The sequence below is a fragment of the Methylobacterium sp. Leaf99 genome (genome assembly GCF_001422375.1).
Taxonomy (GTDB): domain Bacteria; phylum Pseudomonadota; class Alphaproteobacteria; order Rhizobiales; family Beijerinckiaceae; genus Methylobacterium.
Map to the genome: position 1 here is coordinate 60,324 of NZ_LMMU01000001.1, position 14,994 is coordinate 75,317.

A 14,994-nucleotide genomic window follows, 5' to 3' on the forward strand; every position below is an offset into this window, starting at 1 on the left:
GTGTGGTCAAGCTGACGGCGTGTCCGGCGTAGCCCGATCGCGGTTAACGGACAGATACGACGCCAGATTGCCTAAAGCCATTTCTTCCAGCGGAAGAACACGTACGGCAGAACGGCGGCGACGACCATCATCACCACGGCCATCGGATAGCCGAAGCTCCAATCGAGTTCCGGCATCGCCTTGAAGTTCATGCCGTAGATCGAGGCGATGAGGGTGGGTGGCATGAACACCACCGCCATGACGGAGAACAGCTTGATGATGTTGTTCTGCTCGAGATTCACGAGGCCCAAGGTCGCGTCGAGGAGGAACTGGATCTTCGAGGACAGGAAGGTGGCGTGCTCCTCGAGCGACTGAAGGTCGCGCAGGGTCGAGCGCACGTCCTCGCGCAGCTCGCGCGGTGCCTTGGCGGTGCGGTAGGTGGCCGAGAGCGAGAGCAGGATGCGCTCCATGGAGACGAGGCTCTCGCGCTGCTTCGAGATGAGGTCGCCGTGGCGCCCGAGCGCGCGCAAGGTGTCCTGCAGGGCGGTGTTGCGGGCCGACGGGTCGGCTTTCTCCTCGAAGATCTTGCCCGAGAGGCGATCGATGCGCTCGCCCTGGAGCTGGAGCACGTCTGCGGCCCGGTCGATGACCGTCTCGATGAGACCGGCCAGGATGGTCTCGCCCGACGGCACGGCGGAGGGGCCGTTGCCCGTGGAGCGCCCGGCGCGCTGGGTGTACATCCGGAACGCCTGCGGCTCCTCGTAGCGCACGGTGACGAGGCGGTTGCCGCGCAGGATGAAGGTGATGCCGGCAAGCCCCGGCTCGTCGCCGTCGCTGACCTTGCTCAGCACCCGGCCGGTCATGTAGCGCGCGCCGTCCTCGACGTAGAGGAGCTCGGAGGGCTCGATGTCCTTCATTTCCTCGCGGGTCGGCACGGAGATGCCCATGAACGCTTCGACCTTGAGATCCTCCTCCCGGGTCGGGCGGATCATGTCGAGCCACACGGTGTCGTCGGGGATCGGGTCCTGCAGTTCGAGGGAACGGCGCTCGAGCAGAGTCTGCCCGGCGCCGGCGACCGGCTGGTGAATGAAGATCACGCGTTACGTCTCAGGCGAAGGCCCCGGGAGGCGGTGGACTCGCATCCGGCACGAAGAAGTCCGGAGCAAGGGGGATGTCGGGTGTGACGCGGTATTTTGTAAAGTCCGTGACACCCTGCTCCGCCAGGAAACTGTCGTCGATGAGGAAACGGCCGGAGTTTGTGCGGGCGGGGAGACTGAAAAGGGCGTGGGCCGCATCGGCGATGATCTCCGGCGTGCGGCTCGCCTGCATCAGGGCCTCGCCGCCGAGAAGATTTTGCACGGCCGCCGTCGCGATGGTGGTGCGCGGCCACAGGGCGTTCACCGCGATGCCCTGGCACCGGAGTTCGCCGGCGAGCCCCAGGACGCAGAGTGACATGCCGAACTTCGCCATGCTGTAGGCGAGATGCGGCGCGAACCACTTCTCCGCCATGTCGAGGGGCGGCGACAGCATCAGGATGTGAGGGTTCTCGGATTTTTCCAGATGCGGGATCGCGTATTTCGAGACCATGTAGGTTCCGCGCGTGTTGATCTGATGCATCAGGTCGAAGCGCTTCATCTCGGTCTCGGGTGTGCGGGTCAGCGAAATGGCGCTGGCGTTGTTCACGACGATGTCGATCCCGCCGAAGGTTTTCGCGGTTCTCTCGATGGCGGCGGCGACGCTGACCTCGTCGCGGACATCCACCAGCAGGGGCAGCGCCCTCCCCCCGGCCGCCTCGATGGCGGCGGCGGCCGTGTGGATGGTGCCTTCGAGCTTGGGATGCGGCGTATCGGTCTTGGCCGCGATGGCGACGTTGGCACCGTCCCGGGCCGCTCGCAGGCCGATGGCGAGGCCGATGCCGCGCGAGGCGCCGGTGATGAACAGTGTCTTGCCCTTCAATGATCCTGTCATGGCGGACGTCCTCTCAAGGGCCGATCTGGAAGCGCGCCGGCCGGGTGCCGTCAGCGTCTGTGAAGCCGTAATGGGCAGCGAGATCGCCCGCGTGCAGGATGCGCCCGGCCTGGGCCGCGATGTCCGGGTCGGCGGCGAGTGCCGCAAGCGCCCGACCCGCATAGAGCGGGGTCTCCGTGGCCCGATCGGCGTGCCCGAGATCGACCACCCGCTCCGTGCGGACGAAGCCCGGCGACAGGGCCAGTGCCGTGACGCCGTGGGGCGCCAGTTCCTGGGCGCAGGCGAAGGCGAGACGGTTGGTGGTCGCCTTGGCGAGATCGTAGAACACGTCGCCGAGGTAGCCGGGGCCGGTGTCGAACGACACGAAGGCGACGAGGCCGGCCTTCGCCGCCACCATGGCGGGCGCCACGGCGCGGGCGAGCAGGAGGCCAGGGTAAGGCCCACTGCCGAAGAACTCCGAAAGCGGTTCGGCCGAGCGGCGCCAGAACGGCGTGCCCCAGGCGGCGCCATCGGGGTAGCGCTCGCCGTCGTAACCTTCGGCGCCGCCCCAGACGCTGGAGACCGCCACATCGATCCGGCCGAAGCGGCGCAGGGCCCAGTGGACCAGGGTGTCGACGGCGCGTTCGCTGGTGTGATCGCAGAGGTAATGGTGGCCGGTGCCACCGGCGGCGTCGACGATCCGGGCGGTGTCCTCGATGGTCTCGGGCCGTCCGTCCGTGCGCGGCCCGGTCTCGCTGGAGCGGCCGGTGACGATCACCGTGGCGCCGGCCTCGCCGAGCGCCTGCGCGATCCCGCGCCCGACGCCCCGCGAGGCCCCGGCGACGAGGCAGATCTTCGTTCGGAGGTCGGGGGCCAGGGTCACGTCTTGCGGGACCGGTTGAGGAAGGCCGCGAAAGCGGTTTGAGCTTCGGGCGAGCGCAGGCGCGTCTCGAATGCCACCGCCTCGGTTTCGACCGCCGCCTCCAGGGCGGCCTGATCGCCGCGGATGAGCGCGCGGGTGGCTTGCATCGGCCCCTTCGGCAGGGCGGCGAGGCGGCCGGCCTTGGTGAGGGCGTGGTCGAGGAGTAGATCGGCCGGGATGACGGCGTTGACGAGGCCGAGGCGCACGGCCTCGTCGGCATCGTAGGGTTCGGAGAACAGCAGGATCTCCGTCGCCCGCTGCAAGCCAATGCGGCGCGGCAGCAGGTAGCTCGAACCGGCCTCCGGCACGAGGCCGAGTTCCACGAACGGCATGCGGAAGCGCGCCGCCGGGCTGGCGTAAACGAGGTCGCAATGCAGGGTCAGCGTCGCGCCGATGCCCACCGCGACCCCGTCCACGGCCGCCACCATGGGCGTCCGGGTCCGGGCGAGCTGGCGGATGAAGTGCAGGGCGGGCGAGTTCTCGAACGGATGCCGCGACGCCTCCACGAAGTCCGACAGGTCGTTGCCGGAGCTGAATGCCCCGGGCGCCCCCGAAAACACGACGGCGCCGATGGCCTCCGACCCGTCGGCCTCCGCCAAGGCCTCGCGCAGGGCGTCATACATGGCGCTGGTCAGCGCGTTCAGCTTGTCGGGCCGGTCGAGGCGGATGAGGCGGACACTGCCGGTATCCTCGATGACAACGTGCTCGGTCATGATGGTTCCTTGCTGGTCTCGCCGTCCGCTGCGTGCCCCTCCCGCAGAGGGAAAGGGGTTTCGCGCTAACCCGCCAGGGCCAGGGCCGCCGCCTCGGTGAAGGCACCGCCGTCGATGACGCTGTCGGCGAGGCCGGCCGCCGCCGTCAGCTCGTTCTCGGCGAAGAACCGCGCCAGGGCGATGCGCCCGGCATGGGCCGGGTCGGTCTCGCCGGCCTGGAGGGCGGCCCGCGCGGCGCGGGCTTCCAGCGCCAAGCAGGCTCCACCCTGGACGAGGCCGAACAGGCGCAGGTACGGCGTCGCCCCGGCGAGCGCTGTTTCCGGCCGGTTTGAGGCCAGCGCCGCCAGCTGGAAGCTTGTCGCCCGGTCGAGGCTTTCGATGCCGGCGCGCAGGCGCGCACCCAGATGGCCGTAGGCCGGGTCGGCATCCTTCATGAGCCCCTCCGCCACCCGGCGCAGGGACGCGATCTGGGCGCGGACCGTGGCGCCGCCCTTGAGCGGCAGTTTGCGGGTGACGAGGTCGATGGCCTGGATGCCGTTCGTGCCCTCGTAGATCCCGAGGATGCGCGCGTCGCGCATGTGCTGGGCCGCGCCCGTCTCCTCGACGAAGCCCATGCCGCCATGGACCTGCACCCCGAGCGACGTGACCTCGTTGGCGATGTCCGTGGAGAACGCCTTGGCGACGGGGGTCAGGAGGGAGGCGCGGTCGTGGGCGGCCTGCCCCTCCGGCCCTTTCGCCCCGTCGAGGGCCGCGGCCGTGAGATAGCAGATGCCGCGCGCCGCCGCCGTGTAGGCCCTCATGGTGAGCAGCATGCGCTGGACGTCGGCATGCTCGACGATGGCGCTCGGGCCTTGCGCGCCCGGCGCTCTTCCTTGACGGCGCTCGCGGGCATAGGCCAAGGCGCCCTGCGTTGCCCGCTCGGCGATACCGACGCCCTGAAGGCCGACGTTGAGACGGGCCGAGTTCATCATCGTGAACATGCAGGCGAGCCCGCGGTTCTCCTCGCCGATGAGCCAGCCGATGGCGCCCCCCTGGTCGCCGAAGGCCATGGAGCAGGTCGGCGAGCCGTGGATGCCGAGCTTGTGCTCGATGCCGGAGCAGCGCAGGTCGTTGCCACTGCCGTCGGGCAGGATCTTCGGCACGAGGAACAGCGAGATCCCGCGCGTGCCGGCCGGCGCGTCCTTGAGCCGGGCGAGCACGAGGTGGACGATGTTGTCGGTGAGATCGTGCTCGCCGTAGGTGATGTAGATCTTCGAGCCGACGATGCGGTAGCGGCCGTCGCCGACGGGCTCCGCGTGGCTGCGCAGAAGGGCCAGATCCGAGCCCGCCTGCGGCTCCGTCAGGTTCATGGTCGCGGTCCATTCGCCCGAGACGAGCCTGCCGAGGTAGCGCGCCTTCAGATCCTCGGAGCCGTGCTGCGCCAGGGCCTCGATACCGCCGGCGGTGAGCAGCGGGCACAGGCCGAACGCGATGCTGGCCGCATTCCACATTTCGGTGCAGGCGGCGTTGAGCAGCAGCGGCAGGCCCTGGCCGCCGTGGTCCGGATCGGCCGAGAGACCGTTCCAGCCGCCCTGCGTCCAGGTCCGGTAGGCGTCGCGCCAGCCCGGCGCCGTCGTGATCGCCCCGTCCACGAACGGCGTGCCGTGGCGGTCGCCGGACCGGTTCAACGGTGCAATGACTTCGTCGGCGATGCGGGCCGCCTCGTCGAGAATCGTCCGGGCGTCGTCGGGGGTGAGGTCGTCCCCCAGTACCGTATCGAGCCCGGCGACGTGGCGCAGGGCGAACAGCATCTCGGAAACCGGGGCGCGGTAGGTCATGGGGCTCCCTCGAACCGTCTTCTTGTGTTGCGCTTTGCGCGCTTGGCGTCTCGTTCGGGACCCGGTTTGACGCAACGGCCGGCCCGGCGCTAGAGCACCCCCTGGCGTCGACGCAGCCCCACGCGCGGGTAAGCCTCGAACACGCAACGACTTACGTTCGCTCCGTAGACGTGGGACGCGGAGCGCCCGGTCGGTTTCCAGGGATAGTTTAGATATGAACGATCTCGGGTCAAGCCTTCGCCTCCTGGCTGACGCGGCTGGGATCGCGGAGGCCGCGCGGTTCCTCGGCTCCGGGTGCACCGTCGCTTTCCCGACGGAGACCGTCTACGGGCTCGGCGCCGACGCCTCCGATCCGGTGGCCGTGGCCCGCATCTACGCCGCTAAGGAGCGACCGCGCTTCAATCCTCTCATCGCGCACGTGGCGGAGTTCGCTTCCGCGCAGGCGCAGGGCGTGTTCGATGATGCTGCCCTGGCCCTGGCCAAAGCGTTCTGGCCCGGTCCCCTCACCCTCGTGGTCCCGGCGGGGCCCAATTGCACCGTTTGCGACCTCGCCCGTGCCGGCCTTGCAAGCGTTGCGCTCCGGGTGCCCGATAATGCCGTCGCCCGCGATCTCCTCGCTCGAGTTGGCCGCCCGGTGGCGGCGCCGTCCGCCAACCGGTCCGGCCGGGTGAGTCCTACCTGCGCGGCGCACGTGCTGGCCGACCTCGACGGGCGGATTTCCGCCGTCCTCGATGGCGGGACGGCGCCGGTGGGGGTGGAATCGACGGTGGTTGCGTGTCTTGGAGGCCCCCCACGCCTGCTGAGGCCGGGTGGCGTGACGCGGGCCGCGCTGGAACGGGTGCTGGGATACCATCTTGCCGGCGCGGACCCGGGCACCGCCCCGGTTCCCATCGGACCGGGGCTCCTCGCCTCTCACTACGCGCCCCGTGCCCGCGTCCGACTTCACGCCGTGAGTGCCGCGCCGGACGAAGCGGTACTGGCGTTCGGTGGAATCCCCGAGACCGTAGAGGTTCTGGCTCGGCTCGATCTCAGCCCGGCGGGCGATCTCGCCGAGGCCGCTGCGAACCTATTTTCGGCCCTGCGCTCCCTCGATGCGTCGGGAGCCGCCTCCATCGCCGTGGCGTCGATCCCGGAGACGGGCCTCGGCGAGGCGATCAACGACCGTCTGCGCAGGGCCGCTGCGCCGCGATAAATTTTTTCACCGGACCGGAACTTATCGCAGTGATGGCCCGTTCGCTGATTACGAAGGCCAGTTCAGCCCCCAAATGGCCTTTTCCCTTACAAGGCTTGGAGTGATCCGAGCCTTTTTTCTTGGACGCTCAGCCGGCGAGCTTGCCGGCGATGCCGGCGACATGACGGCCCTGATAGCGGGCACCGGCCAAGTCCGCGGCGCTCGGCTGACGCGAGCCGTCCCCGTCCGCAAGGGTGGTGGCGCCGTAGGGCGAGCCGCCCTTCACCTCGTCGACCCCCATTTGGCCCTGGAAGGCGTAGGGCAAGCCGACCACCACCATGCCGTGGTGCAAGAGTACCGTGTGGAAGCTCGTCAGTGTCGTTTCCTGACCGCCGTGCTGGCTCGCCGTCGAGGTGAAGGCCGAGCCGACTTTCCCGACAAGGGCGCCCTTGGCCCACAGGCCGCCGGTCTGGTCGATGAACTGTTTCATCTGTGCGGCCATGTTACCGTAGCGGGTCGGAGTGCCGAAGATGATGGCATCGTAGTCCGGCAACTCGTCCACGGTGGCGATGGGGGCGGCCTGATCCAGCTTGTAGTGCGATTGGCGGGCGACCTCTTCGGGCACCAGTTCCGGCACGCGCTTGATCGTCACCTCGGCGCCGGCCTCGCGGACACCCTCGGCAACGGCCTCTGCCATCTTTTCCACGTGGCCCCACGACGAATAGTACAGCACCAGAACCTTGGTCATCGCGTCGTCTCCCGACGGTTGGCATGGTCCGACCCCATCGGGGCCGGCTTACGTTTCACCAGGCCTTATCGCCTAGAAGCACCCTTGCGAAAACGCCCCGTTCTGCAAAACGATCTTTGCAAAAATGCACGAGTTGAGCACGCCTAATGGACTGGGACGACTTCCGCCTCGTACGCAGCGTCGCCGAACATGGCGGCCTGACGCGGGCGGCCGAGCATCTCGGTATCAACCCCTCGACGGCGTTCCGCCGCCTCGCCGGGATCGAGGCAGTCCTCGGTATCATCCTGTTCGACCGCCACCGCGCCGGCTACGTGCCGACGGCGCCGGGGGTCGTCATGGTGGAGGCCGCCGTCCGCATGGAGGCCGAAGTCGCGCGCTTTACGCGCGAACTCGCTGGGCAGGATCGCAGCCCCGCCGGTGACCTTCGGATCACGACCCCGGCGGGCCTCGTCGCCGACATGCTGATGCCGATCCTGGCGCGCTTCTCCGCACGCCATCCGCGCATTCGCCTCCACCTCCTTGTGGCGGAGGAAACCCTCAACCTATCCCGCCACGACGCCGACGTGGCCCTGCGCGCCAGCGACGCGCCGTCCGCATCCCTGGTGGGGCGTCGCCTCGCGACCATCGCCTGGGCGGTCTATGGACGGTCGGACTTCACCGGCAAACCGATGGATGGGTGCCCGTGGGTCGTGCCGGGCGACGGTGTGGCGGGCGGACGTTTCGCACATTTTCTCGAAGGGCGTGCGCCCGCCGAGCGGGTGGTCCTCACCCTGAATACGGTCTTGGGTTTGCGCGAGGCAGTGGAAGCGGGCATCGGCATCGGCCCCCTGCCCTGTTGGTCGGCCCACGGGCGTCCGGACCTCGTTCAGCTGTCGGACCACATGCCGGAGCTGTCCGCCGGCCTATGGCTCCTGACCCATCCGGACCTGCGCCACGCCGCGCGGGTCCGGGCCTTCATGGATTTCATGACGGAGGAAATCGTCGCCCTACGCCCCCGGATCGAGGGGAGATCTACTTCGTCTCAATGATCTCGATGTCCTGACCATTTACCGTGACGGTGTCGCTCACGCCCTTGCCCGTCAAAGCGCGCGCCATGGGGGAAACGTAGGACAGGCTGCCCTTGGTCGGATCGGCCTCGTCTTCGCCGACGATACGAAAAGTCTGGCGGCTGTCGTCCTCACGGGCGATGGTCACCGTGGAGCCGAACCGCACCACGTCGCCGGGCTCGACTTCGACGAGCTGGGCCGAACCCAGCCGCGCCGTCCAGTAATGCAGGTCGCGGGTCACGCGGGACTCGTCCGCCTTGGCATCGGGCGTCAGGGCCGAAAACGCGTCGCGCAGGCGTGCGACCTCGCCTTCGATCTGCGCCAATCCCTCGGGGGTGACGAAATTCGGATGCTCGGAGATGGGGCGATCGGGAAGATCCTCGAAGGCTTCGCCGCCCTCGGTCTCTTTGACAAATGCACTGCTCATGAAACCAGCAATGCATCCCGGCACGGCTAAGTTCCGCTCAAGGGACCGTTACCACGGTCCGGCCGCGCACCGCGCCGGCCAGAATCCGCTCGGCAAGGCGATCGACCTCGGCCAAGGGCACCGTCGTGGTCATGGCGGCGAGGGCCGCACGGTCGAGATCTCGGGCGAGGCGCGTCCAGGCCTCGCGGCGCTTCGGCAGGGGCGTCGTCACGCTGTTGATGCCGAGGAGTGACACGCCGCGCAGGATGAACGGCGCCACGGAAGTCGGCAGATCGATGCCCTGGGCCAAGCCGCAGGCGGCCACGGCGCCATCGGATTTCGTGCCGGCGAGCACGTTGGCGAGGGTGACCGAGCCGACGGCGTCTATGGCGACGGCCCAGCGCTCCTTGGCGAGCGGCTTGCCCGGAGCGGAGAGTTCGGTGCGGTCGAGGATCTCGGCGGCGCCAAGCCCGCACAGGTAGTCCGCTTCGTCGGTCCGGCCCGTGGACGCGATGACGTGCCATCCCGCTCGGGCGAGCAGCGCCACCGCGACGGAGCCGACGCCACCCGACGCACCGGTGACCAGAGCGGGTCCATCGCCGGGTCTCGCGCCGTGGTGCTCCAGAGCCATGAGGGAGAGCATGGCCGTGTAGCCGGCCGTGCCGATGGCCATGGCCTCGTTGGCGCCCAAACCACCCGGCAGGGGTACGAGCCAGTCGCCCTTCACCCGCGCCCGCTCGGCATAGGCCCCGAGGTGGCTCTCGCCCACGCCCCAACCCGTCAAGATCACGGCGTCGCCGGAGGTGTAGTCGGGGTGAGACGAGGTCTCGACGATCCCTGAGAAATCGATGCCCGGGATCATGGGGAAGCGGCGCACCACGGGCGAGCGCCCGGTCATGGCGAGTCCGTCCTTGTAGTTCACCGTCGAATGGGTGACCCGGACGGTGACGTCGCCGTCCATGAGGTCGGCCGCGTCGAAATCGCGGAACGTCAGGGCTTGTCCCGCCTCGGTCTTCTCGACCACCCACGCCTTGAATCGGTCCATGCGCGCCTCCCGTTACATCAGGGAGGTGTGGCGAACCCGCCTCGAATCAAGCGCCCCGGCCGGAAAGGCCCGCCGGGGCGCCGTCCATCTCAATAGCCGTCGTAGATGCTGCCCGATGAGAAGCCGAGGCCGACGCCGATGTCGGCCGAGCTGGCGCCGGCGATGCCGACGGCATCCGGAATCGATCCGATCCGGGGGCCATAGACGCCGGGATAACCGCCGCCGGTGCCGTCATTCGCCGGCACCCAGCCCGCGCGGGCGGGCTGGACGAGGATGCGGCGGCGCACGCTCGCGTACTCGGCCGGAATCGTCTCCGGGATCGACTGGGCGGGCTGAACCAGCACCCGGCGGTGACGCACGGAATATTGCGGCGGCACGTTCACCCAGCAGCCGACGAGCTCGCCGTAGGCGTCACGGCTGGTCTGCCAGACCCGGCCGCCGGGGCTGACGACGATGCGTTCCGACACGGTTTCGTAGATGGGGGGCACCGTCCGGTAGACCGTCTCGGCCGGGCGAACGAGAACGCGCTCGGATACGGCGCCGTAGACCGGGGGCGTCGAGACGTGGCGGTAGCACTCGGCCCCGCCGCAGCCCCCCGCCTGGGCGGAGGAAGCGAGCAGGACGGCGCCGGCGATGGCGGTGGCGAGCGGAATGAGTCGGGTGACCGGCGCGGTCATGCGGGTTTCCTCGGGCTGAAAGGCGGATACGGGCGAAATGGCGCCATTCGGGTGCGCGCATCTCGACGTATCAGAGGCAGCCAAGTTGCCCTCGGAGCAAGCCGAATTGAGATTCAGGGTAAAGTTAACCTAAGCTTAGGACTACTTAGGGTTTGCGCTACTTAGGTAAAAATCGATGGAACCAGAGCGGGTTCAAGTCTGCCCACGCTTGAGCTGGTAGAAGATGTGCCGCCCGATGACATCCATCTTGCGCAGGCGTCGGGACCAGCCGGGTTTCACGTAATCCGCATGGTAATGCGTCGCGCCTCCCACCTCACTGAGGTAGGTCCGCCCCTCGATCACCGCGCTGGCGATGCGGGTGGCCGACTGCCATGACGGACCGTCGGTGATGCGGAGCGATTTTCCCTCGCAGGCGAAGGAGAACTGGCATCCCATGTAGCGGTGGCGATTCTGATAGACGACGCCGCAGACATTGCTCGGATAGAGCCCGCTTTTCACCCGGTTGAGGACCACCTGCGCGACGGCCGCCTGGCCGTCCTCGGGCTCGCTGCGGGCCTCGAAATATACCGCCTCGGCGAGGCAGCGCTGCTCGCGGTCGAGGGCGTCGGGGCCGATGAGGTCGGCGTAGCGATGGCGGGCGCTGTCGGGCATGGCGAGTTCGGTGGCATCGCGGCGCGGCGAGAAGCCCGGAATGGCGAGGTTCGCGGCCGCGACTTCGATGGGCGTCGCGTCGGCCGGGGCCGGGGTGGTCGAAGACAGGGCGACGGCGCGCGGAATCGCCGGCGTCGATCCGTCACCGGTCTCGATGGCCCCCTCCCCGTCCGCCCGCGGCGGGACGAAGCCGAGATCCGGTTCAAGATCGGGGTTCCAGATGGCCGGGCCGGGCGAGAGCACGCCGCTGACCGAACCGGGGAGAGTCGCGGTCAGGACCGAACCCGCGCCCTGTATCTCCGGATCGGCGTAGAGAGCTGCCCTCACCACATCGGCATGCAGCTTCCCGCCGCGGCCGAACAACGGTGTGCCCGGCGGCAGAACCGGCGCGATGCGTGCGTCCCGCACGATCAGCCGTATCGTGCCCTCCGTACCGGCGGTTGCCGTGAATGACACCAGGAAGCCGATGCCGGCGGCCCAGGGCGCCATGGCAGCGCTGAGCCAGCGCAGGCTCGAATCCCGTCTAACCCGTTTCGTGCCCACGCCAACCGTTCCACGCACCGCAACACTGGTCCGGCCTGGCGTTCACGTCACCTGCGAAAGGCTTCCGTGTGCGGCATCCGGTTCCGGCATGATCGCGTGGCATGGTTGCGGAGCGGTTAAGCTCGCTTCGCAACGCTTGGTTCAAAATGTTCCGGGTCGCCCATGTATCACGGCGAAAGCCTTCACCAGGGCGGCTGGAGCAGTGTCGCCACCGTTCCGCATACCGGCAATCCGCTCGGCATCGGCACCGCTCTGGGTAGCCACGGCGAACACCAGAAGCGCGAGCGTCGCAAGGCCGCCAAATCCCCAGAGATAGACCTGTTGGACCACCCTGGGAATCGGGACGGCGGCGGGATTTTCGTTGAGAAACAAGGGTGTGGGCGTCGTATCGATCATGGCCGGCGTTCCCACGCGATGGCAGCCGCCACAATGAGCTGGAATCCCCGCGCAACGGTTCGGCACTAGCACTGAACGTGCCGGCACGAAATCGGTTCGCCGCGTTTTCGACAATTTGTTGAACGGAATTTGCCCTGCCCCTCCTGAGCGGCGTGGAACCACCCGGGAGGGGCGAGATCAAGCCTTTGCGTCAGGCCTTCTTGGCCTTATCGCGGGCGGCCAGGGCCGCCTGCGCGGCGGCCAGACGGGCGATCGGAACGCGGTAGGGCGAGCACGACACGTAGTCGAGGCCGACCTCCTGGCAGAAGGCGATGGAGGCGGGGTCGCCGCCATGCTCGCCGCAGATGCCGAGCTTGATGTCCGGGCGGACGGCTCGACCGCGCTCGACGCCGATACGCACGAGTTCACCCACCCCCTCCTGATCGATGGAGATGAACGGGTCGGCCGCCAGGATTCCCTTCTGGGTGTAGGCTCCGAGGAAGGTCGCCGCATCGTCGCGGGAAATGCCGAGGGCCGTCTGGGTCAGGTCATTGGTGCCGAAGGAGAAGAACTCCGCCGTTTCGGCGATGTCGCCCGCCCGCAGGGCCGCGCGGGGCAACTCGATCATCGTACCGACCTGATAGACGACGGCGCTGCCGGTTTCCTCGGAAACGGCCTTCGCCATGGCGTCGATACGTGCCTTGACGATGTCGAACTCCATCTTGGTGAAGACCAGCGGCACCATGACCTCCGACGTCACCGGGGCGCCGGTCTCCTTGGCGGCCTGGACGGCGGCCTCGAAGATGGCGCGGGCCTGCATCTCGGCGATCTCCGGGAAGGCGATGGCGAGGCGGCAGCCACGGAAGCCCAGCATCGGGTTGAACTCGTGCAGCTCCGTCATCCGGCGGCGCAGCTTGTCCTCCGACACGCCCATGCTGGTCGCCACATCCCGCACCTCCTCGTCCGTGTGCGGGAGAAATTCGTGCAGCGGCGGATCGAGCAGGCGGATCGTGACGGGCAGACCCGACATGATCGTGAACAGCTCCGCGAAGTCCTGGCGCTGGTAGGGCAGGATCTTGGCGAGCGCCGAGCGGCGCCCTTCGGCGTCGTCGGCCAGGATCATCTCGCGCACGGCGACGATGCGGTCGCCTTCGAAGAACATGTGCTCGGTGCGGCACAGGCCGATGCCCTCGGCGCCGAAATTGCGCGCGGCGCGGGCGTCGGTGGGGGTGTCTGCGTTGGTACGGACCTTCATGGTGCGGACCGCGTCGGCCCACCCCATCAGGGTGGCGAACTCGCCCGAGAGGGACGGCTCAAGCATCGCCACCTCGCCGAGCAGCACCTGACCGGTGGAGCCGTCGATGGTGATCCTGTCGCCGGCCTTCAGCACCGTGCCGGCCACCGACAGGGTGCCGGCCTTGTAATCGACCCGGACGGTGCCGCAGCCCGAGACGCAGGGCTTGCCCATGCCTCTCGCCACCACCGCGGCGTGGGAGGTCATGCCGCCGCGCGTCGTCAGGATGCCCTCCGACGCGTGCATGCCGTGGATGTCCTCAGGGCTCGTCTCGATCCGCACGAGAATGCACTTGCGTTCGGCCTTGCGGGCAGCCTCGGCATCCTCCGAGTTGAACACGATCTCGCCCGTGGCGGCACCCGGCGAGGCGGGAAGGCCCGAGGCGATGACCTTGCGCTCGGCCTTCGGATCGATGGTCGGGTGGAGAAGCTGGTCGAGGGCCGCCGGCTCGATCCGGCCGATGGCCTCCTCCTGGGTGATCAGGCCTTCCGCCGCGAGATCGACGGCGATGCGGAGCGCGGCTTTGGCCGTGCGCTTGCCGTTGCGGGTCTGGAGCATCCAGAGCTTTCCGCTCTCGATGGTGAATTCCATGTCCTGCATGTCGCGGTAGTGGGTCTCGAGGAGACCGTAGATCCGCACGAGCTCGGCGTAGGATTCGGGCATCGCCCGCTCCATGGACGGCTTTTCCGACTTGGCCTCGAGCCGAGCCTTCTCGGTGATGTCCTGCGGCGTGCGGATGCCCGCCACCACGTCCTCGCCCTGGGCGTTGATCAGGAACTCACCGTAGAGAGCGCGTTCGCCGGTGGACGGGTTGCGGGTGAAGGCGACTCCAGTGGCCGAGGTGTCGCCCATGTTGCCGAACACCATGGCCTGGACGTTGACGGCCGTGCCCCAGCTCTCCGGGATGTTGTTCAGCTCACGATACTTTTTGGCGCGGGGGATCATCCACGAATCGAACACGGCGCCGATGGCGCCCCAGAGCTGATCTTCGGCCCCTTGTGGGAAGTCCGAACCGTGCTCGGCCTTCACGATGGCCTTGTACTTGGTCACGAGCTGCTTCCAGTCCTCGGCACCGAGTTCGGTGTCGAGGCTGACGCCCTTCTCGTCCTTGTAATGCTCCAGGGCTTCCTCGAAGGCATGGTGTTCCACGCCCAGCACCACGTTGGAATACATGGTGATGAAGCGACGATAGGAATCGTAGGCGAAGCGCGGGTCGCCGGCACCCTCGGCCAACGCCTCGACGGTGACGTCGTTGAGGCCGAGATTGAGCACCGTGTCCATCATGCCGGGCATCGAAGCGCGGGCGCCCGAGCGCACGGAGACGAGGAGCGGGTTCTTCGGATCGCCGAAACCGCGGCCAGTGAGTTTACCGACGGCGTCGAGGGCCGCTGCGACTTCGGCCTTCAGCTCGGCCGGATAGGTCTGTGCGTTGTCGTAGTAGGCCGTGCAGACCTCGGTCGTGATGGTGAAGCCCGGCGGCACCGGCAGGCCGAGATTCGACATCTCGGCGAGGTTCGCGCCCTTGCCTCCGAGGAGGTTGCGCATGGACGACTGGCCCTCGGCCTTGCCGTCCCCGAAGGAATAGACCCACTTGCCCATCGTCACCCATCCGGTTGCAGATTGAAACGCGAACCACGCGCCTACCGTACCGGGCGGGTTG

14 protein-coding genes are annotated in these 14,994 nt (G+C 68.2%); 2 read left to right on the forward strand and 12 right to left on the reverse strand.

The genetic code is table 11. The features are described 5' to 3' along the window. Positions 1–71: 71 nt before the first annotated feature. The 5 genes from ASF28_RS00330 to ASF28_RS00350 form a co-directional block, all read right to left on the reverse strand. Positions 72–1,076: a magnesium transporter CorA family protein gene (locus ASF28_RS00330; RefSeq protein ID WP_056086097.1), complete on the reverse strand. Its 1,005-nt coding sequence runs from the start codon at positions 1,074–1,076 to the stop codon at positions 72–74. 10 nt (positions 1,077–1,086) lie between these two features. Further along, complete coding sequence (locus tag ASF28_RS00335) at positions 1,087–1,947, reverse strand: SDR family oxidoreductase (RefSeq protein WP_056086100.1); 861 nt, start codon at positions 1,945–1,947, stop codon at positions 1,087–1,089. Between the two features lie 13 nt (positions 1,948–1,960). Beyond that, complete coding sequence (locus ASF28_RS00340) at positions 1,961–2,803, reverse strand: SDR family NAD(P)-dependent oxidoreductase (RefSeq protein ID WP_056090981.1); 843 nt, start codon at positions 2,801–2,803, stop codon at positions 1,961–1,963. A gap of 2 nt (positions 2,804–2,805) precedes the next feature. Further along, positions 2,806–3,561, reverse strand: a complete 756-nt coding sequence (locus tag ASF28_RS00345) for an enoyl-CoA hydratase-related protein (RefSeq protein ID WP_056086103.1) — start codon at positions 3,559–3,561, stop codon at positions 2,806–2,808. Positions 3,562–3,626: 65 nt separating this feature from the next. Next, a complete protein-coding gene (locus ASF28_RS00350) occupies positions 3,627–5,378 on the reverse strand; it encodes an acyl-CoA dehydrogenase (protein WP_056086106.1) in 1,752 nt (583 codons plus the stop codon). A gap of 214 nt (positions 5,379–5,592) precedes the next feature. Here ASF28_RS00350 and ASF28_RS00355 point away from each other — a divergent pair, with 214 nt between their 5' ends. Continuing rightward, the gene (locus ASF28_RS00355) at positions 5,593–6,570 is read left to right on the forward strand and encodes an L-threonylcarbamoyladenylate synthase (RefSeq protein WP_056086108.1); all 978 of its coding nucleotides are present in this window, start codon (positions 5,593–5,595) and stop codon (positions 6,568–6,570) included. 127 nt (positions 6,571–6,697) lie between these two features. Here the strand turns inward: ASF28_RS00355 and wrbA are convergent, their stop codons facing one another. Continuing rightward, positions 6,698–7,297 carry an NAD(P)H:quinone oxidoreductase gene (wrbA, locus tag ASF28_RS00360; protein ID WP_056086113.1) on the reverse strand — a complete coding sequence of 200 codons (600 nt, stop codon included), beginning with the start codon at positions 7,295–7,297 and terminating at the stop codon, positions 6,698–6,700. A gap of 146 nt (positions 7,298–7,443) precedes the next feature. Between wrbA and ASF28_RS00365 the strand changes: the two genes are divergently transcribed. Then, entirely contained in the window at positions 7,444–8,325 is an 882-nt protein-coding gene (locus tag ASF28_RS00365; protein WP_056086118.1) for a LysR family transcriptional regulator, read from the forward strand. On the opposite strand, the gene greA is transcribed toward ASF28_RS00365, so the two are convergent. The 6 genes from greA to ppdK all read right to left on the reverse strand — a co-directional run bounded on the left by greA (position 8,309) and on the right by ppdK (position 14,933). Further along, positions 8,309–8,770 carry a transcription elongation factor GreA gene (gene greA, locus ASF28_RS00370; RefSeq protein ID WP_056086120.1) on the reverse strand — a complete coding sequence of 154 codons (462 nt, stop codon included), beginning with the start codon at positions 8,768–8,770 and terminating at the stop codon, positions 8,309–8,311. The genes ASF28_RS00365 and greA overlap by 17 nt on opposite strands. 37 nt (positions 8,771–8,807) lie before the next feature. Next, on the reverse strand, positions 8,808–9,794 hold the full coding sequence (gene acuI, locus ASF28_RS00375; protein ID WP_056086123.1) for an acrylyl-CoA reductase (NADPH): 987 nt from the start codon (positions 9,792–9,794) through the stop codon (positions 8,808–8,810). A gap of 89 nt (positions 9,795–9,883) precedes the next feature. Further along, positions 9,884–10,471 carry a hypothetical protein gene (locus ASF28_RS00380; protein ID WP_056086126.1) on the reverse strand — a complete coding sequence of 196 codons (588 nt, stop codon included), beginning with the start codon at positions 10,469–10,471 and terminating at the stop codon, positions 9,884–9,886. 192 nt (positions 10,472–10,663) lie between these two features. Next, positions 10,664–11,665 (reverse strand): cell wall hydrolase, encoded by a 1,002-nt coding sequence (locus ASF28_RS00385; protein ID WP_056086130.1) that lies wholly within the window; start codon positions 11,663–11,665, stop codon positions 10,664–10,666. 141 nt (positions 11,666–11,806) lie between these two features. After that, the gene (locus tag ASF28_RS22115) at positions 11,807–12,061 is read right to left on the reverse strand and encodes a hypothetical protein (protein ID WP_157085250.1); all 255 of its coding nucleotides are present in this window, start codon (positions 12,059–12,061) and stop codon (positions 11,807–11,809) included. A gap of 190 nt (positions 12,062–12,251) precedes the next feature. Further along, positions 12,252–14,933, reverse strand: coding sequence for a pyruvate, phosphate dikinase (gene ppdK / locus ASF28_RS00390; RefSeq protein ID WP_056086133.1), 2,682 nt, complete (start codon positions 14,931–14,933; stop codon positions 12,252–12,254). Positions 14,934–14,994 lie beyond the last annotated feature (61 nt).